The following is an 18,313-nucleotide window of genomic DNA, read 5'->3' as shown; positions in this document are numbered from 1 at the left end:
TGAGTATTAATTTAGGTGAACAAGAACGCGTTCCTGCCAAAGTTGCGGCAACGTCTTCGCTGTTTCTTCCCAAACCTTGTAATCGCCAACGGGTTTAGCACTTGTATATTGATCTGCAGGGAGTAGTTTAGCGGCAACGTCTTCTGGAAGCTTAACGCTCGCTCGAATCGGTCTAGCGTATCCTTTAGCCAAATTAATTTGGCCTTCGTCACTTAGAATATAATCACGAGTCAGTTTTGCGGCATTAGGATGTGGTGCGTATTTATTAATAATGGTCGCATAACCACTAACTACGCTGCCTTCTTTAGGTATCGCCACTTCAAAACGCTCTTTGTCGAATTGATCCCGGTAGCCCAGTGAGTTGAAATCCCAGAGAATGGTTACTGGAACTTCACCTTTCTCGATGTTGGCAGGAGTTGCTTCGGATAAAGAAATGCGATTCTGTTTGGCCAAATCTTCGAAAAACTTAATGCCGGGTTCAATATTGCTTTCATCCCCACCAAATGCAATCGCCGCTGCTAGAACTGCCATTTGTGCTTGGGCAGCCTTGGTCACATCTCCGACAACGATTTTATAATCGCCATTTTTCAGATCTTCCCAACTTGTTGGCGGGTTTTTCACTAAATTTTTATCTGTTAGAAAAGAGATGGTCCCTTGATAACCTACGACCCAATGTCCATCGGCATCTTTACCCCAGCTCGGAATTTCATCCCAATTTGCGGTTTTGTAAGGTTGTGTTACCCCGGTTGACACAGCTACAGGACCGAAGGCTACTCCAACATCGCCGATATCGGCCGTTGGTTTATTTTTCTCCGCGTCGAACTTGGCGATTTCCTCAGCGCTGGACATATCCGTATCTTGATGGTCGATTCCATACTTCGTTTTCATATCAGACCAAGTATCTTTCCAATTCGCCCAACTATCCGGCATCCCCACGCTGACAACTTGGCCTTCTTCTTTAGCTAGCTTGGTCAGTTCCTCCAGACTAATCACCTTATCGGTGGAGTTTCCACCTGCTTCAGCAACGGCGGCAGTATTCTTATTTCCTCCTGAGCAAGCGGACAGCATCGTAACCAACGCTAGTGTTAGAATGACCCCAGTACCTTTTGACCATCTCTTTTTCATGGATTCTCTTTCCTCCCAAACTAGATTTGTGGATTATTTCATGATTGTTGTTGTTTCTGTATAGATTTAACTTTAATGGTGTATTGTTTTCCCAGTTTCAACGTAAAGATTGTAGTATGTAAAAGTAGTATTACACCTTGTTCAAAGTGGGTTGCCATATATATAGTAAAGTAAACCCACTATTTTCCAATAAGGAGAGTCCCATGAGAACATTTAAATGGATCACCATGTTCATTCTACTGATGGTAACAATATTATCTGGGTGTATGCAGAACGAGCAAAACTCAGCAGACAGTGTGGAGCAGTTGGATCAGAATGAGGTGAAAGAATTTATTTGGCCGGAGTCAACTCCATTAGAGCAGGGGCTGAACGAGGAGAAATTGAATCTAGCTGAAGAGCAGATCAAGGCAAATTATACTAGCTTATACAGTCTGCTCATTATTAAAAATGGTTATTTGGTGTATGAGAAGTATTTCGATTGGAAGAACGGCGAGACAACAACCGGTGTATATTCTATTACCAAAAGTGTGATTTCTGCATTAACTGGAATCGCCATCGATCAAGGATATCTTACGGGGACAGATCAGAAATTATCTTCGGTGCTGACGGAGATGTCGGAACAATCGGATCCGCAGAAAATGGATATTGCGCTGCATGATGCATTAACATTGTCAGGGGGGCTTGCCACAGTAGACGATGATTTCGAGAATTGGATTGTGAGCCCGGATTATCTTCAATTTGCAATGGATAAGCCGATGGTAACTGCTCCGGGAGCTGTTTTTAGTTACAGTACGGGTCTTCCACATATGCTGTCAGCGGTATTGTCTAGAACAACAGGGATGTCTACGAAAGAATTCGCCGACAAAAGTCTGTTCGGCCCATTGGATATTGTAGATTATCAATGGCAGCAGGACTCAACTGGGATGTACAATGGTGGTACCAATTTGTCTATGCTACCAAGGGATATGGCCAAGCTAGGATATCTTTACTTGCAACACGGCAAGTGGGGAGGGAAACAGATTATACCTGAAGCTTGGGTGGAAGAATCTACGCGCAAACAAATCAATGTGGATGCTAATACTGACTATGGCTATTTATTTTGGATAAAGACGATGCAGGATGAACAAGGGAATAAAATATCCGCCTATGAGGCAAATGGTTATAGAGGGCAACATATACGGATGATTCCAGAATTGAATACGGTGATTGTCATTACTTCGGACGCCGGATCCTCCGAGGTAGCCAATACCGATGAATTAATGGAGAAATATATCCTGCCTGCATTGCGTTAAAATAAAGAGCCATATATGGCTCAAAACCAAAATCAGCGGTTGACAGACCCTATAGTGGGAAGCAGCGTTACGTTTTGGAGGATGCTACCATCACTCCAAAACTCCACTGTTGTATTCGTTTGTGTCAACCACTGATTTTTAGATTTTCCTCATATATATGTATACAAAAAGGGTATACCGTCGCAATTTGGACGGTGTACCCTTTCGTATGCAGATCTATATTATTTGAGTGGTCTGGCAAAACGACCGAGAATTTCAGTGGATTGGACCACATTCATAAAGGCTTGATTATCGGTATCCACTACCGTTTTACGGACGGCTGCCAGTTCGTAACGAGTTGTAACTGTCATCAACATGTAATTCTCTTCTTCGCTGTACCCACCTTCGGTGTGCACACAAGTAATCCCGTGGTGGAGCTTGCGCAATTGGCAGAGCATTTGCTCTTTTTTCTTAGTGACGATAAAGCAGGTCACCTTAATATGTCCTACATGGATCATGTCCACAACTTTCCCTTTAACAAAGGTAGATAGCATAGAATAAAGGGCAAGGTCCCAACTTAAGAAGAAACCCAGCGCGAGAATAACAATTCCATTGAGGATAAATAGAATATTGCCCATCGCCACATCATGTTTGCGAGTTAGGATCGATCCGACGATATCAAAGCCTCCCGTTGATCCACCAACACGAAGTGAAAATCCGATACCTGCCGCAGAAATGATTCCTCCAAATACGGCGCCGAGTATTGGATCATTGGTTACTTGTACTTGAGGAATGATGGACATGAACCAGGTAGTGGCTACGACGGAAATGCAGCTTAGTATGATATAGCGTCTCCCGACTGATTTCCAGCCCCATATAATAAGCGGTACATTAATGATGAAATAAAGGATAGAGATATTCCAGTTAGTTAAATAGCCGATAATTGATGCAACGCCCGCTACACCACCCGACAGGAGTTGATGTGGAATAAGAAACAGATTAACTCCGGCTGCGACAAGAAGGGCAGACAGAAGGATAACCCCAACTTCCTCGGCCGGTTTGAGGGAAGCCTTTAATGGTTTGCGTATGAGTTCTGGATATTTAGTGAGATTCATGTCTGAGCCTTCTTTTCTACAATAGAGTATGTAATAGAATAATATTATCAGTTTAAATTATCTTTTTTATCGGCATACCTCACTATAATATTTATCACGATAAAACAAATATTTAGGAAAATTTGACCATACCAATGGATGCTTACTTATGGTTTCCCCAAAACACATAATAAATATATCTTTTCCGCACAACGTTACAGTGCAAAAACCAGTATAATCAAGTGAAATAAGTCTGTTCAAGGAGCAATCACATGGACACAACATTACTTATAGTAGAAGACGATATCAGTTTGAATAAAGGGATTGCGCTCACGCTAGCCCAAGACGATATTAAGATCAAGCAAGCTTATGACTTGGCAACCGCAGAGACGTTATTTGCCAATGGTGGAATCGATCTGATCATACTCGATGTGAATCTCCCAGATGGTAGTGGACTCGATTTCTGTGAGAAAATACGGCGGGTATCGAAGGTTCCTATATTATTTCTGACCGCAAACGATATGGAATGTGATATTGTGACTGGCTTTGAGCTTGGAGGAGACGACTATATAACCAAACCCTTCAGCTTAATGGTGCTACGGGCTAGGGTGATGGCTGTACTAAGAAGATCCGATCAACATAATGAGGACAAGCTGACCCTTGATCATATGACATTTGATTTTGGAAAGATGGAATTTCGTAGTCGTAATCAAGCCGTGATTCTAAGCAAGACAGAGCAGAAGTTATTGAAGATCCTTGTGACGAATAAGGGTAACATTCTGACGCGGGAGCAGTTGATGGATAGAATTTGGACGCATGAAGCGGAGTTCGTCGATGAGAATGCTTTGACTGTGACCATCAGAAGATTACGTTCCAAACTTGAAGACGAACCCTCTTCACCTAAGTACATCAAAACGGTTTATGGTCTAGGGTACGTATGGGCAGAAGGGAATGCGCATGAATAAGAACGGTGAGTATTATTTTAATAGAGTCTATCTGGTCTTCTCTATCTTGCTAACAGTACTGGTAATAGGGTATACGGGTGCAATACTATATACAGTCGGTTTCAACAGTAGAATAGTTTGGATGTCGGTTCTGTTCTTGGTGATTGTATTTGTGGTTGGAGGAGCCTCCGTTTGGAGTCTGAAATGCAGAATTGCTGGCGTGGTTAATAACCTGGATGATGTGATTGATGGGGCTATTAACGGTCAGGATCGGGTCACAGGTTACATGGAGACCAACATTTCATCCCTGGAAAATAAATTAATCCGTTATATTGATCTATCTACGACTCATGATAAAAAGGTAGAAGCTGAGAAAAACAAGATCAAAGAGCTGATATCTGATATCTCGCATCAGACTAAGACCCCGCTTGCGAACATCGTGCTATACAGTCAGCTTCTGGATGAGCATTCTCATTCCGGGCTAGATGAGGATACTCAGGGGTTCGTGACGCAAATTAAGTCGCAAGCGGACAAGTTGGATTGGTTGATCCAATCCCTGATCAAATTGTCCAGGTTAGAGACGGGAATCATTTCAATTCACGCCACGATCAACCCTATCATTGAGAGTATTAGCAAAGCGGTGTCGCAAGTATATACCCATGCGGAACACAAGAATATTGAAATAGCGATAGATTGTGATCAAGCCATTACTGCACGGCACGATATGAAATGGACAAGCGAAGCCCTGTTCAATATCATGGATAACGCAGTTAAATATAGTGATACAACAGGTAAAATACATATAGCAGCACAAGCCAATGAGATGTTCACCCGTATAGATATCTCAGATACAGGCATCGGAATAGACAATAGTGAGCTTAATGATATATTCAAGCGCTTTTATAGATGCAAGGCGACATCGAAATATGAAGGCGTAGGCATCGGTTTATTTCTAGCCAGAGAAATCATTAACTCTCAAGGAGGATATATCATGGCTTCTTCCACCGTGGGGCAGGGATCGACTTTTTCCGTCTACTTGCTGCGAATGTAATTACTCATATGATTGTGTCAACACTGTTATATTTCAGACATGGGAATGTTAGATTGATTTGATAGATTTAGTCTGTACCTAGCTCAGGGTACGGACCTTTTTTCAATAGGGAGATGAGAATAGCATTATGTCAATCTTACAAATACAAGATTTAAAGAAGTATTACGGTCAAGGTGATCATGTTGTCAAAGCGCTGGATGGTATTTCGTTAACGGTAGAGAAGGGGGAGTTTGTGGCTATCGTTGGCACAAGCGGAAGTGGGAAGAGCACGCTCCTTCACATGCTCGGAGGGTTGGACCGGGCGACGGAAGGCAAAGTATATGTGGACGGAAACGATCTCTTTGATATGAATGATGACAAGCTGACGATTTTCAGACGGAGATCCGTAGGCTTTATTTTTCAAAGTTATAATCTAATTCCTATCCTTAATGTTTATGAAAATATTGTACTTCCGATTGAGCTGGACGGTGCGAGAGTGGATAAAGGATATGTGAATCAGGTCATTGAGACACTGGGACTAAAGGAAAAGGTAAACAATCTTCCAGCGAATTTGTCCGGGGGCCAGCAACAGAGAGTGGCGATTGCCAGAGCCTTAGCCACTAAGCCTTCTATTGTCTTGGCAGATGAACCTACGGGGAATCTGGATAGCAAGACAAGCCAAGAGGTGCTCATCCTCATGAAACAAATGAGTCAGAAATTTAATCAAACGATCGTAATGATCACCCATAACGAAGGGATTGCCCAAACCGCTGATAGAGTGATCCGAATTGAGGACGGTCAAATTGCAAGCCGCTCCGAAGCTGGTAGGAGGTGAGCTCATGATTTCTACAGGTAACGGAAAGAGTGTTTCGAATATTGCAAGGAAGAGCTTAAAGGCGAATCGGATGCGCAACCTCATGATTGTGTGTGCCATTGTGCTCACCACACTTTTATTGACTTCGGTATTTACAATGGCGCTAAGCGTTAATAAGTCCATGGAGCTTGCCAGTATGAAAACGGTAGGTAGTGACTTCCATGGCGGATTCAAGTATCTGAACCAGGATGAAGTTGCTAAGCTGATTCAGCATCCTTCCATCAAGGAATATAGTAGGGCTACTGTGGTTGGTGATATTAATAGTGGTGTGTTCAAGAACAATCGGGTAGAGATTAACTTTGTTGACGAGAACCATTTCAAACACAGCTTTATACACTTCATTGAAGGTGGGCTGCCTTCTGAAGAAAATGAGATAGCTATGAATACCTGGGAGCTAGATTTGCTGGGAGCTCCTCATGAGATAGGAACTAAGGTGAATCTGGATATCGACATAGATGGCACTATGGGTGATAAAGTCATTTCACAAGACTTTGTAGTGTCCGGTTATTTCGAAGCCGATCAGTATGTCGCTATGTCCGGTTTGGCCTATGTATCGGAAGCTTTTGTTCAGAAGAATATCGCCGACATCGACACGGAAATATCGAAGGCAGACGGTTCGTATACCAATACAATTAGACTTGATGTGATGTTTAATAACTCTTTGGACATCGAGGGGAAAGTAAAGAAGGTGCTATCGGATACTGGAATAGATGCGCCTTATGGGGTGAATTGGGCCTATGCCAGTGTCTCTATATTTGAAGATTGGACCAATATCATTCCGTATGTTGTACTGATCTTCATCATTATGCTGAGCGGATATCTGCTCATCTACAATATCTTTCATATCTCGGTCGTCAGGGATATTAAATTCTATGGTCTACTGAAGACCATTGGAACTACACCGAAGCAGCTCAGGAAGGTCATCTCGATCCAGGCCAATAGACTTTACCTTATTGCGCTACCTATTGGTTTGGCTGCAGGATATGGGGTTGGTTGCTGGATAACGCCTATGATGACAAGTTCTTTCTCTATGACTGAGATGGAAGCTAGTTATTCGGTTAATCCGCTCATTTTCATTGGCGCCGCGTTATTCTCATATATGACGGTTCGGATTGCCGCCAGTAAGCCGGGTAGAACCGCATCGAAGATTTCACCTGTAGAGGCCGTTAGGTATGCTGGGATAAGCAGTGGTGGCAGCAGAAAAAAAACGAAGAGATCGGTAAACGGGGCCAAACTGTCCAGAATGTCGCTGGGTAACATCCTTAGAAATAAAAAGAAATTATTCCTAATGCTTGCCTCTTTGTCCCTGAGCATTATACTGTTCAGCATTATCTTCACAGTGATTTCATCCTTCGATGTAAATAAATATTTGAATACATTTATATCAGGTGATCTTGTAATGAAGGAAGAGTCTTTTGCGGGAAGTAGGAATAGCGAAGTAGATCAATATATGCTGACGGAAGAGGTTACCGACGTTTTGGGTAAGATTGATGGCGTAGAGAGTCTGGATAAAGTCTATTATCAATGGGATGGTTTACCAATAGATGATACCATCAGATCTGTACTGGAACCTTTGATTGTTGTTGCCGAGCCACATCCTGCTATTGCTGAAACATTGGAAAGTGGGGTTATACGCCTACAGTTGCATGGGATTGAAGGTGGCTGGTATGACGTACTGAAGCAGAAGGAGATCATGGAAGGTACGTTTGATCGTGCAAAGTTTGATTCTGGTGATTATGTCATGATTACGGAAGCGATACTAGATGAGGATGTAAATGCCAGCTACTATCACCCAGGTGATAAGATCAAGCTGGGAAGCATGGGTAAAAGCTATGAGGTCATGGCAGTGCTCAAGCAGGAAGCGTTTTATGCGGCGGGAGCCCAAAGGTATTCACCTTTCGGTTTTAATGTTTATTTGCCGGCTAATGAAATGAAAGCCACCTTTGCTGACGCGCAGATTCTCTCCGTTACCTTACATGTAAACCCAGCTAAGCTGGATGAAGTGGACCGCACTGTAAGGGCTGTTGCTGAGGCTACAAAGGGCCTTAATGTGAGATCCAGAGAAGATTATAGGCAGGAAATGGCTGGATTTATGACTGTATTTAAAACGGTAGGTTATAGTTTAAGTTTTATCATTGGACTAATCGGGGTGCTGAACTATATCAATACCGTTATTACTGGGGTGGTCTCTCGTCGTAATGAATTTGCTACCTTGGAGAGTATCGGGATGACCAAGAAGCAGATGAAAAGGATGTTGGTGTATGAAGGGTTTTACAGCATCTTATTGACAGCCCTGATTGTTGGGACACTTGGGATGTTCCTGACCTATCAGATCGCAAAGACTTTAGCGGATAATCTGGCATGGACCGTATTCCGCATGAATGCATGGCCGATTGTTGCTGTTATCCTTATCCTGATGGTGATCGCCTATATCGTAACGATTACCGCGTATCGCATGTTATCCAAGTCCACAATCGTCGAAAGACTGCGTGTGGCGGAATAGACAAGGTTATGTGAATTATAAGAAAAGATGGCCTTTGCGTCTCAGCAAGGGCCATCTTTTTATTAATGTTAGATAATTATAAACTCTCTCCATTACTCTGGATAACTGAACGATACCAATAGCCGGAATCTTTGATCGTGCGTTTACCATCGCGGTAATCCGTATGCACTAGTCCAAAACGTTCATTATATCCTTCTGCCCACTCAAAATTATCCATGAATGACCAGTAGAAGTATCCTTTTACATCGACACCATCCGTGGCGGCTCTACGATACTCTTGCAAATAACGATGCATATAATCGATACGCTGTGGATCGTGAACCTGTTTGTCTAAGTTAACCCAATCTAAGTTCGCCATACCATTCTCTGTAATTACGATTGGGGCGCCGTATCTTTCATAGAAAAACTTAGGTCCCCAATAGAGCGATTCCGGTGTCACAGTCCAGCGCATAGAGGTTTGCGGATAGCCGTCATGGTTACCGATGAGTTGAGGCTTACTATCTGCTCCCATCTTCACTGGGGTTCCATGGTAAATATTAAGTCCAAGGAAATCGAGCGGTTGGTTGATGGTCTCCATATCGCCTGGTTTGATAGTTGGCAGCCATGGTTCAAATACTTTTAATCCATCCTCGGGATAATGGCCAAGGAAAACCGGGTCCATATACCATGTGTTCATCCAAAATGTAGGCTCTGTAATGCTAAAAGTATGTCTTCTAGCGGCTTCAATATTTTCTGGAGTCTCTGTCTCCGGAAATGAAGTAATCCCAACAGGAGCATAGCCAATCTGACAAGGTTGTTTGGAGTATTGTCGCAGAGTCTGCACGGCTTTGCCGTGGGCAAGTAAGGAATTATGAGTTGCTTGTAACACTTCGGCTTGTCCTAGCTTCAGGCCTGGCGCATGGGTTCCATTGCTATGACCAAGGCCGATATAGCACTGCGGTTCATTTTGCGTGAACCAATTCGTGACACGATCGGACAACCGATCTGCAATGACCCGAGTATACTCTGCGAACCAATCAGAGCTGTCCGGGTTTAGCCATCCACCTTTTTTGAATAGTTCATGAGGATAATCCCAGTGGAATAGTGTCACATAGGGAGTAATTCCATTCTCCAATAACTCATCGATTAAACGGTCATAGAAATCGAGACCTTTCTCGTTGATTCGACCTGTTCCATCTGGCAGTACACGTGGCCAAGAAATCGATAGCCGATACGCTTGCAGTCCGATTTCTTTCATCAATTGAACATCTTCTTTATAGCGGTAATAGTGGTTGCATGCGTGATCTCCCGTGTGGTTACCTTTGACGAAGCTTGGAATATGGGCACACATGTCCCATACAGATAATCCTTTACCATCTTCGCTTGCTGCACCCTCGATTTGATAGGCCGCTGTAGCGGCACCCCAGACAAAATTAGAATTGAAGCTCATGATAGCCTCCTACGTTGTTATTATTTGTTATATATAATCATAATACAACAAATAACAAAATAACATATACAATAACAAATGATCTAACAAATGAAACTCAGGCCATCAGAATTATTCTGGGGCGTTAATTGAAGCAGGGCAAACGCTTAGATGAACTTACCAAAGAGGGTTTTATACGTATTCATAAATATTTGAAGAAAGAGTATAGAATTGATGTGTCTCGAGCGTCCACTTAAAGACAAGAATAAGAGCTAATTCATGGTATACTAATAGAACTAACGTTCTGTAAGTATATTGAATCGGCAGGTGGATTATATGGGTGACCCGATAAAGATTGCAGTGAGACCTCTAGTGGAATATGTATTTAGTAGTGGGAGTTTGGAGAGCGGCTTCCGCAGTACAGGCACTATGGTTGAGGGGACGAAAGCACACCAGAAGCTACAGAAACAATACGGTGAATTAGATCAGAGTGAAGTATATTTATCGGCGGAGATATCTTATGGGGATCTCCTCTTTATCATAGATGGGCGTTGTGATGGGTTGTTACTCTCGGAAGAGGGGACATATACGATAGATGAGATCAAATCAACAGCAGCGGACATCGGTTTGATCACTGAAGAGTCGTATCCGGTACACTGGGCGCAGGCTAAGTTTTATGCCTATATGCACGCTAAAGAGCATGGGATTCCCACCATGAATATTCAATTAACCTATGTAGATCTGGATGTGGAAGAGCAGAAACGATTTATGCAAACACTGGAGTTTCCAGAGCTAGAGAGTTTTGTCTATGAAGTCGTGAAGCAATATGTCCCATATGCAGAGATGTCTCAACAGCATAGGCTTAATAGAAACCAAAGCATTCTCGACCTCGGATTTCCATTTCCAGGATACCGGGCGGGTCAGCGGAAGCTGGCGGGATCAGTCTACAAGACAATTGAAGAGGGCGTTAGTCTGTTCGCCAAAGCACCTACGGGTATTGGGAAAACGATATCTACGACCTTCCCTGCACTTAAAGCGATTGGCCAGGGGTTGTTGGAGCGGATATTCTACTTGACTGCTCGTACGACAACTCGGACTGCTGCAGAGGAAGCCTTCGTCTTAATGCAATCTAAGGGACTCCATCTGCATACCGTGACCCTTACGGCGAAGGAGAAAATTTGCTTTCAAGAGAAAGTTAGCTGCCGCAAAGAAGATTGCGAATACGCCGATGGGTATTATGACCGAATCAACGGAGCAGTACTAGATATATTATCTAATGAAACGCGAATGAGTAGGGGAGTAATCGAGGAGTATGCACGCAAGCATCGCGTATGTCCGTTTGAATTTTCGCTAGATGTCTCCTACGCTTCCGATGCGATCATTTGCGACTACAATTATATTTTTGACCCACGCATATCCTTAAAAAGAATGTTTGCCGAGCAGAAGAATCAAACCGCACTGTTGGTTGATGAAGCTCATAACTTGGTGGACCGGGCAAGAGAGATGTTCTCTAGCACCTTAAATAAACTAAGCTTTCTTAATCTAAAGCAGGAATATAAAGAGGTTAACAGTGGGATTTATGATGTGACCAAAGCGTTAAATGCCCATTTCATTAAGCTCCGTAAGCAGGCAGAAGACAAACCTCTTATCCTCAAAGAACCGCCAGTGGAACTGATCATGTTGGTAGAATCCTTTGTGTTACAGGCTGAGCAGGAGCTAGCGAACACGGGCTTTACCGAGCAGAATCCGCTGTTGTTGGAGACTTACTTTGCCGCCCAGAACTTTGTGAGAATTAGCAAGCTATATGATGAACGATACGTAACGTATGTGGAGGTCATTCAACAGGAGGTTTCGATCAAGCTATTCTGCTTGGACCCTTCATATCTACTGGGAGAAGTGGGTAAGAGCTTTCGCTCGCACATCTATTTCTCGGCAACGTTGTCACCGCTAGGATATTATCGGGACATGCTAGGGGCTGATGAAGAGGATTATAGTCTTTCGATTCCGTCACCCTTTAGCCCGGAGCAATTAGATGTCCATCTTGAGCCTTTATCGACTCGTTATCATGATCGGGAAGTGACTAAGAGCCGTTTGGTTCAATTATTATTGGAGTTGACGGCAAAACGAAAGGGAAATTATCTATTCTTCTTTCCGTCATATGCCTATATGAATCAGATCTACGAAGCCTTTATGGAGAAAGAACCTGATGCTAGGGTGTTACTACAGCGTGGCAATTTATCGGAAGAGGAACGAGATGGGTTTCTGTCTGCATTTGATGCGGAGAACCGGAGAACGCTTATAGGATTTGCAGTGATGGGAGGAATCTTCTCCGAAGGTGTCGACCTGGTAGGTGATCGGCTAACAGGGGTGGTTGTGGTAGGAGTAGGGTTGCCTCAAATCGGTTTAGAGCGCAATATTATTAGGGATTATTTCAACGAGGTAGGCAAGGATGGGTTCGACTATGCTTATGTTTATCCTGGGATGAACAAGGTGTTGCAAGCCGGAGGTAGGCTAATCCGCTCTGAAAATGACCATGGTGTAATCGTACTGGTAGATGACCGCTATCTCCAGCCACATTATGCAGCATTGCTACCTACGGAATGGCGTGACCGTATGGTGGTTGGAAAGGGCGCACGAGATAGATGAGATCAAAGGCGGTGCCTATGCGCTTAGTTGCTCAAATGCTTGAGCTTAATGATCTCTCTTTCTATTGCTCTAGCATCATCGGGATGAAACATATGCGATGAATGCTCCATCCATATGAGTTGCTTGCCTGCGGGAGCTTCTAGCGATTGATAGTACCGTTCTAGAAGCTCGCCGTAAACTTGGAGATCCTTGCTCCCATGAATGATAGTAACGGGGATTTCAACTCGCGTGATCTCCTCTTCGTAATTAATCGTTGCAAAATCCTCGATCATCGTTTGCGTGTAGCTGGCCCCAAAGCCTTTGAACGTATTCATAATATTCCGGATAGAGTAATCAGGGGACCGCATAAGTATACTGAAAGCTAGCTTCATACCGGAATGCTTCACTTGATCATCAGAGTAGATCATGGCATTGTACTTAGCAAGCCATTTTCTTACCGTTGTCCATTGCTCTACACTCGTTACAAAAGGTGGTTCTCCGCAGTTCGTTAACTCATCGATTGCCTTTTGGTTGTTTGTTTCTATCGCTTTATCCAAAGCCCACCGCAAACACAAGACGTCATTCTCTGCCCAGTTAATCAATTGTGAAATACCGATATAAGCGTAGAAATCAGTTGGATTCTCATAAGCTAACCGTAAGCCAAGAATACTTCCCCATGAGTGGCCGGCGATAAATATTTTATCTCTATGGAAATGGTTTTTGAGATACTGGACGACTTCTTTGGCATCCGCTACAAATTGGGCAACGTTAAACGAGTCTTCAGGAATATTGCGTGCGTAAGATTTGCCAGCACCTCTTTGGTCCCAGAATACAAGGGTATAATGTTTGACTAGGTCTTTGGTTGTTGTCGCTAACGCATAATCTCTGGAGCGATTCGATACACCTGGAACAGGCAGGCCGGGGCCCCCATGGAGCATCAACAAGATAGGATTACTGATATTCTCCGATTGAATTAACACGTACTGCTGTATGCCTCCAATAACAAGCTGCTCGACTTTGCTGATCCCGGTAGGGGGAACGACAAAGTCTCTCTTTGCCCAAAAAACGCCCATGTAACATTCTCCTCTGTAATGTATCTATGTAGCTCTATTTCTCCCAACCTCGATCCGTTACACCCTAACTTGTTAAGTTGTTCTGGAAAAATTGTTGAATATGGTTGTTCATTCGTTTCTCGAGTAGACTTGTATCCTTCTGATCACATTTCAAAATATAATATTCGATCATCATCGCAAACACGGGGTATTGATAAGCTGCGGCTAAATCGGTAGGATCCAAGGGTTTCATTTTGCCCATGTTGATGAGTTTCTGAAATACTTGTTCGACGAAAAGAAGTGTGTTGTTACAGATGTCGTTCAGATAGATATCTCTAGCGCGGACATCACGAAACTGTTCGATCTGAACAATTCGCCACATTTTCTCAAATGTAGGGTTATTGTAGCTCATCTTAAATAAAGTAAATCCCTGCTGCATGAATACTTCTGGCTCCATCAGTGGAATTAACTCATCTACTTTCTCCATGGAAGGTAGAATCCGCGCGAGCTCCATTCGGTAGTTGGTATAGATGGTTTCGATGATTTCATTCTTATTGCGAAAATGATTATACAGAGAGCTTTCCTTAATCCCAACGTTACGTGTGATTTCACGAATGGAGACCGCGCTATATCCAGAATGAGCAAAGAGTTCGATACATGTATGAAGAATGGAGGCCTTGGTTGCGTTCTTCATAGGATTATTATGGATATCTACAAAAGTATGCGGGGTTAGCGGTGGGTTCATATCATATACCTCGTAATTCATAATTTTTTCCAATACAACTATATTAACTAACGTTCGTTAGTAAGTAAACAAATTATTTTCAAGCTAAAGAAAAGAAGGCCCAATTCCGTTGAACTTATTGGTGTTACCTTCGTGAAATATCACCTACCGTTCTTTAGTATATTTGTCATATGTATTGCCTGAAGTACCCATGATACTATAGTGTAAGTACATAATATTCCAAAGTGTGTTGTAGAGAGTACATAGATCCAAGTTGGAGGGGACGTAGTGTATCAGAATTATATTTTTGATCTATATGGTACGTTAATTGATATTCATACGGAGGAAGAGAGCCCAGAAGTGTGGGAGGCTATGGCTTTTCATTTCCGGTACTATGGGATGGATACTACGGGGGAGGATTTGTGCCGTCGTGTGGCTCAGGAGATTGAAGTTCAGATGAAGGCGGCCGCGCAGCACTGTGAGTTCCCTGATTTCGTAATGCAGAACGTCTTTGCCGCTATCGTACGTGATCTAAATGGTGAGCCAAACGAGGATTGGCTGGATGAAACGGTACACTGGTTACGTATCCTGAGTATGCGACATCTATCTCTTTATGATGGGGTTATCGAGATTCTCAATACTCTACGGTCTAAAGGTAAAGGAGTGTATCTCCTATCGAACGGGCAGAAGACGTTTGTTGAGGCTGAGCTAAAGGTATTGGGTATTTACGATTTGTTTGATGGGATTGCCATATCATCGGAAGCAGGGATAAGTAAACCGGATCCGCTATTTTTTGATTATCTAAGGACTACCTATGAAGTCGACTTATCCTCGGCAATCATGATCGGCAATGACCCAAGAACCGACATGGCAGGGGCCCTGAGAGCTGGGATCGATGCTTGTTATATCCATTCCAATTCATCGCCAGAAGGGCTAGAAGTAACAAGTAAAGTGCAAATATGGGACGGTAACTTGCGAAAGATACCAGGATGGGAGACGAGAGCATGAACGACATAAGAGAAGAATTGATGGTTGATCTGCAAAGAATCGAAGATAATGGTTATATGCTAAATGAGGGTGAAGTATTGTGGGATTACATAAAGCTGATGCTGAAGTATATTGGGGACCCTTTGCCGGAGTTGCGTGACAATCTCATTTACGCTACTTTTGCCGGATGGATCGGTGAGAAAAAGCTATTTAATGACGCGGAGCTTCGAGAGATCTTATCTGTTATCATCGACGATGAACATCTGTTTTATCATTTGGGTAGCGAGGAAGATCCGAGTGTATTTACAAGAACGTTCTCTGTACTTGTTGTGGTTTTGATATTGCAGCGGCATATAGAGCAACCTTTTCTGGACCTATCTGAATTCACACACTTGAAAGAACGTCTGATTGGATACTACATAGAAGAAAAGGATTTACGAGGTTATGTGACCGAGGGCGGTTGGGCTCATGCAGCAGCTCATGGGGCGGATGCCTTGGAAGAGTTAGTGCGGTGCGTGGAAAGCGATGAAGCTGTGCAGCTAGAAGTGCTAGCTGCAATTCAGGGAATGCTGTATAACGGGCGGTATGTTTTTAGTGACGATGAGGACGACCGTATTGCTAGCATCGTTGTTACTATAATTGAACATGATCTGCTGTCGCCTTCGTTGATTACTGATTGGTTTGGCCAATTGGAGCAATGCTGCGACTGGCCGCGGAGCCGCAGTTTGTATATGACCCGTACGAATACGAAAAATTTCCTACGCAGTCTTTATTTCAGACTGCTTCATCACAATCGTGGGACGGAACTTATGGATGCAATAATTAAAACAGAAGCAAAGTTAAATATCTTCGTTTAATAAGGTGGTATAAGAAAAACCCCGCTCTACGAGAGCGGGGTTTTTCTGTGCTTTTATAGTCAATCACAGCTTCTTACTGTGGGTTAGTTGTCCAAATACCTGCAGTTTTGATAAATACTCGTGATGGTAGTTTCAAGGTAGCCAAGGCCAATTCCGCAACATCCTCCGGTTGCATCATCCGGTCTTCATCCCCAATTTTTAATCCTGCATTTTGTGCCAACTCGGTAGCAACAGTGCTAGGTGTAAGAGCAACTACCCGAATGTTCGACTTGCGAACTTCTTGTAATAGGGACTCCGTTAAGCCGAGCACGGCGAATTTAGATGCACAATATGCCGAACCCGTAGCAAAACCACGTTCTCCAGCCGTTGAAGCGACATTGATAATATCTCCGCTATTTTGCTCCAGCATGAAGGGAAGTGCTGCGCGGGTAATATAATAGGTACCCATCAGATTTACTTGAATGATTCGTTCCCAAGTGCTTTGTTCCATCTCAACGAGGGTGCCGAATTCAGCGATTCCTGCATTGTTGATAAGAATATCGATAGAACCGAGTTGCTCTTTAAGTTTCAAGACGGCTGCTTCGGCTTCTTGTTGGTTAGAGATATCCGCTGTAGCAATATGTACATTCACGGAGTGTTCTATCTTTAAAGAATTTTGCAATGATTCGAGGTCAGCTGCTGTCCGTGCAATGAGGCCGAGGTTCACGCCTTCCTTCGCCAAAGCAATTGCGATGGATTTGCCAATGCCTTTACCTGCCCCCGTAATGATGGCTGTTTTATTTGAAAGTTGCATGTCTGATCTCCTCCATATCCATTTTTTATAGTTTACATGTTTATTTTATATTATATACGAGGTAATAGTAAGGGTAGGGGTAGTATCTGTAATAAAATGGACAAACCGCGATTTTTAATAATATATGCAAATTAGGTAAAGATAGGAAAATGGCTTGAATCCATAGAATAAAAGGTGTATGGTGCTTGATGTGATATTTCTCACACTACTACAAGGAGGGATTTACTTGAAGAGATTAGAGAATAAAGTAGCTATTATTACTGGTGCAGCTGGTGGAATGGGTAAAGCCGATGCGCTTCTTTTTGCGAAAGAAGGTGCCAAGCTCGTCTTAACAGATATACAGGAAGATAAGATTAAGCAAGTTGCTGAGGAGATTGTACAGAGCGGTGGAGAAGCGATTGGTCTGGCTCATAATGTAACTTCCGAAGAAGACTGGAAGCGCGTTGTGGATCAAGCCGTTGCTACATTTGGTAAAGTAGACATTCTTGTTAACAATGCTGGTATTTCTAGCGCTACACCGTTCCTCGAAACGGATGTTGAACTATGGAATAAGGTAATGAACATCAACCTGACAAGTGTCTTTTTAGGACAAAAAGAGGTAATCCCTCACATGATCCAACAAGGTGGAGGGTCCATCGTCAACATTTCCTCAATCGCTGGATTAACGGGTGGTAGCGGAACAGGTCCTTATACTGCAAGTAAAGGGGCAGTTCGGATGCTGACCAAAGCAACGGCTGTAGATTATGCTAAACATAACATTCGGGCGAATTCCGTGCACCCTGGATTTATCAGAACGCCGATGACGACCGACATGATGAACGATGAAAAAATGAAAGCTTGGTTCTTGTCCATGTCGCCACTTCCACGACTTGGCGAAGCGGAAGATATCGCAAAAGGCGTATTATTCCTAGCTTCAGATGAATCTTCCTATATTACAGGTATTGAACTTCCGATCGACGGTGGATATTCTGCGAAATAAATATACTTTAAAAAATGCACCCCCTAGAAATAGGGAGTGCATTTTTT

At 43.2% G+C, this 18,313-nt stretch carries 15 protein-coding genes; 9 read left to right on the top strand and 6 right to left on the bottom strand.

From position 1 onward, the window contains the following. Window positions 1-6 precede the first annotated feature (6 nt). Complete coding sequence (locus EJP82_RS19310; protein ID WP_127193708.1) at window positions 7-1,125, bottom strand: ABC transporter substrate-binding protein; 1,119 nt, start codon at window positions 1,123-1,125, stop codon at window positions 7-9. Window positions 1,126-1,328: 203 nt separating this feature from the next. Between EJP82_RS19310 and EJP82_RS19305 the strand changes: the two genes are divergently transcribed. After that, window positions 1,329-2,417 (top strand): serine hydrolase domain-containing protein, encoded by a 1,089-nt coding sequence (locus tag EJP82_RS19305; RefSeq protein WP_127193707.1) that lies wholly within the window; start codon window positions 1,329-1,331, stop codon window positions 2,415-2,417. A 221-nt stretch (window positions 2,418-2,638) separates the two neighbouring features. Here the strand turns inward: EJP82_RS19305 and EJP82_RS19300 are convergent, their stop codons facing one another. Then, window positions 2,639-3,511, bottom strand: coding sequence for a YitT family protein (locus EJP82_RS19300; RefSeq protein WP_127193706.1), 873 nt, complete (start codon window positions 3,509-3,511; stop codon window positions 2,639-2,641). Window positions 3,512-3,762: 251 nt separating this feature from the next. Between EJP82_RS19300 and EJP82_RS19295 the strand changes: the two genes are divergently transcribed. The 4 genes from EJP82_RS19295 to EJP82_RS19280 all read left to right on the top strand — a co-directional run bounded on the left by EJP82_RS19295 (window position 3,763) and on the right by EJP82_RS19280 (window position 8,841). Further along, window positions 3,763-4,455, top strand: a complete 693-nt coding sequence (locus EJP82_RS19295; RefSeq protein ID WP_127193705.1) for a response regulator transcription factor — start codon at window positions 3,763-3,765, stop codon at window positions 4,453-4,455. After that, complete coding sequence (locus tag EJP82_RS19290) at window positions 4,448-5,485, top strand: sensor histidine kinase (protein ID WP_127193704.1); 1,038 nt, start codon at window positions 4,448-4,450, stop codon at window positions 5,483-5,485. The genes EJP82_RS19295 and EJP82_RS19290 overlap by 8 nt, the downstream gene beginning before the upstream one ends. A gap of 127 nt (window positions 5,486-5,612) precedes the next feature. Then, the gene (locus EJP82_RS19285; RefSeq protein ID WP_127193703.1) at window positions 5,613-6,299 is read left to right on the top strand and encodes an ABC transporter ATP-binding protein; all 687 of its coding nucleotides are present in this window, start codon (window positions 5,613-5,615) and stop codon (window positions 6,297-6,299) included. A 4-nt stretch (window positions 6,300-6,303) separates the two neighbouring features. Next, window positions 6,304-8,841, top strand: coding sequence for an ABC transporter permease (locus EJP82_RS19280; RefSeq protein WP_127193702.1), 2,538 nt, complete (start codon window positions 6,304-6,306; stop codon window positions 8,839-8,841). A gap of 76 nt (window positions 8,842-8,917) precedes the next feature. Here EJP82_RS19280 and EJP82_RS19275 read toward each other — a convergent pair whose 3' ends face one another. Further along, on the bottom strand, window positions 8,918-10,270 hold the full coding sequence (locus EJP82_RS19275; RefSeq protein ID WP_127193701.1) for a GH1 family beta-glucosidase: 1,353 nt from the start codon (window positions 10,268-10,270) through the stop codon (window positions 8,918-8,920). Window positions 10,271-10,585: 315 nt separating this feature from the next. Here EJP82_RS19275 and EJP82_RS19270 point away from each other — a divergent pair, with 315 nt between their 5' ends. Next, window positions 10,586-12,895, top strand: coding sequence for an ATP-dependent DNA helicase (locus EJP82_RS19270; RefSeq protein ID WP_127193700.1), 2,310 nt, complete (start codon window positions 10,586-10,588; stop codon window positions 12,893-12,895). 23 nt (window positions 12,896-12,918) lie between these two features. Here the strand turns inward: EJP82_RS19270 and EJP82_RS19265 are convergent, their stop codons facing one another. Next, window positions 12,919-13,947 carry an alpha/beta fold hydrolase gene (locus EJP82_RS19265; protein WP_127193699.1) on the bottom strand — a complete coding sequence of 343 codons (1,029 nt, stop codon included), beginning with the start codon at window positions 13,945-13,947 and terminating at the stop codon, window positions 12,919-12,921. 64 nt (window positions 13,948-14,011) lie between these two features. Further along, window positions 14,012-14,671, bottom strand: a complete 660-nt coding sequence (locus EJP82_RS19260; protein WP_170220237.1) for a TetR/AcrR family transcriptional regulator — start codon at window positions 14,669-14,671, stop codon at window positions 14,012-14,014. A 267-nt stretch (window positions 14,672-14,938) separates the two neighbouring features. Here EJP82_RS19260 and EJP82_RS19255 point away from each other — a divergent pair, with 267 nt between their 5' ends. Together EJP82_RS19255 and EJP82_RS19250 are read left to right on the top strand one after the other, a co-directional pair. Beyond that, a complete protein-coding gene (locus EJP82_RS19255) occupies window positions 14,939-15,658 on the top strand; it encodes an HAD family hydrolase (RefSeq protein ID WP_127193697.1) in 720 nt (239 codons plus the stop codon). Continuing rightward, entirely contained in the window at window positions 15,655-16,494 is an 840-nt protein-coding gene (locus EJP82_RS19250; RefSeq protein WP_127193696.1) for a DUF2785 domain-containing protein, read from the top strand. The genes EJP82_RS19255 and EJP82_RS19250 overlap by 4 nt, the downstream gene beginning before the upstream one ends. 73 nt (window positions 16,495-16,567) lie before the next feature. On the opposite strand, the gene EJP82_RS19245 is transcribed toward EJP82_RS19250, so the two are convergent. After that, the gene (locus tag EJP82_RS19245) at window positions 16,568-17,287 is read right to left on the bottom strand and encodes a 3-ketoacyl-ACP reductase (RefSeq protein WP_127193695.1); all 720 of its coding nucleotides are present in this window, start codon (window positions 17,285-17,287) and stop codon (window positions 16,568-16,570) included. 226 nt (window positions 17,288-17,513) lie between these two features. On the opposite strand from EJP82_RS19245, the gene EJP82_RS19240 reads away from it, so the two are divergent. Further along, entirely contained in the window at window positions 17,514-18,266 is a 753-nt protein-coding gene (locus tag EJP82_RS19240; RefSeq protein ID WP_127193694.1) for an SDR family NAD(P)-dependent oxidoreductase, read from the top strand. Window positions 18,267-18,313 lie beyond the last annotated feature (47 nt).

Source organism: Paenibacillus anaericanus (assembly GCF_003994475.1).
Classification (GTDB): domain Bacteria; phylum Bacillota; class Bacilli; order Paenibacillales; family Paenibacillaceae; genus Fontibacillus; species Fontibacillus anaericanus.
This window is presented reverse-complemented; position numbering and strand designations above follow the sequence as displayed.

What these genes read in the sequence shown, in the direction of transcription:
- EJP82_RS19270 (WP_127193700.1), top strand. Translation starts at nt 10,586, where the DNA reads ATGGGTGACCCGATAAAGATTGCAGTGAGACCTCTAGTGGAATATGTA.
- EJP82_RS19265 (WP_127193699.1), bottom strand. Translation starts at nt 13,947, where the DNA reads ATGGGCGTTTTTTGGGCAAAGAGAGACTTTGTCGTTCCCCCTACCGGG.
- EJP82_RS19305 (WP_127193707.1), top strand. Translation starts at nt 1,329, where the DNA reads ATGAGAACATTTAAATGGATCACCATGTTCATTCTACTGATGGTAACA.
- EJP82_RS19250 (WP_127193696.1), top strand. Translation starts at nt 15,655, where the DNA reads ATGAACGACATAAGAGAAGAATTGATGGTTGATCTGCAAAGAATCGAA.
- EJP82_RS19290 (WP_127193704.1), top strand. Translation starts at nt 4,448, where the DNA reads ATGAATAAGAACGGTGAGTATTATTTTAATAGAGTCTATCTGGTCTTC.
- EJP82_RS19245 (WP_127193695.1), bottom strand. Translation starts at nt 17,287, where the DNA reads ATGCAACTTTCAAATAAAACAGCCATCATTACGGGGGCAGGTAAAGGC.
- EJP82_RS19260 (WP_170220237.1), bottom strand. Translation starts at nt 14,671, where the DNA reads ATGAACCCACCGCTAACCCCGCATACTTTTGTAGATATCCATAATAAT.
- EJP82_RS19295 (WP_127193705.1), top strand. Translation starts at nt 3,763, where the DNA reads ATGGACACAACATTACTTATAGTAGAAGACGATATCAGTTTGAATAAA.
- EJP82_RS19300 (WP_127193706.1), bottom strand. Translation starts at nt 3,511, where the DNA reads ATGAATCTCACTAAATATCCAGAACTCATACGCAAACCATTAAAGGCT.
- EJP82_RS19285 (WP_127193703.1), top strand. Translation starts at nt 5,613, where the DNA reads ATGTCAATCTTACAAATACAAGATTTAAAGAAGTATTACGGTCAAGGT.
- EJP82_RS19275 (WP_127193701.1), bottom strand. Translation starts at nt 10,270, where the DNA reads ATGAGCTTCAATTCTAATTTTGTCTGGGGTGCCGCTACAGCGGCCTAT.
- EJP82_RS19280 (WP_127193702.1), top strand. Translation starts at nt 6,304, where the DNA reads ATGATTTCTACAGGTAACGGAAAGAGTGTTTCGAATATTGCAAGGAAG.
- EJP82_RS19310 (WP_127193708.1), bottom strand. Translation starts at nt 1,125, where the DNA reads ATGAAAAAGAGATGGTCAAAAGGTACTGGGGTCATTCTAACACTAGCG.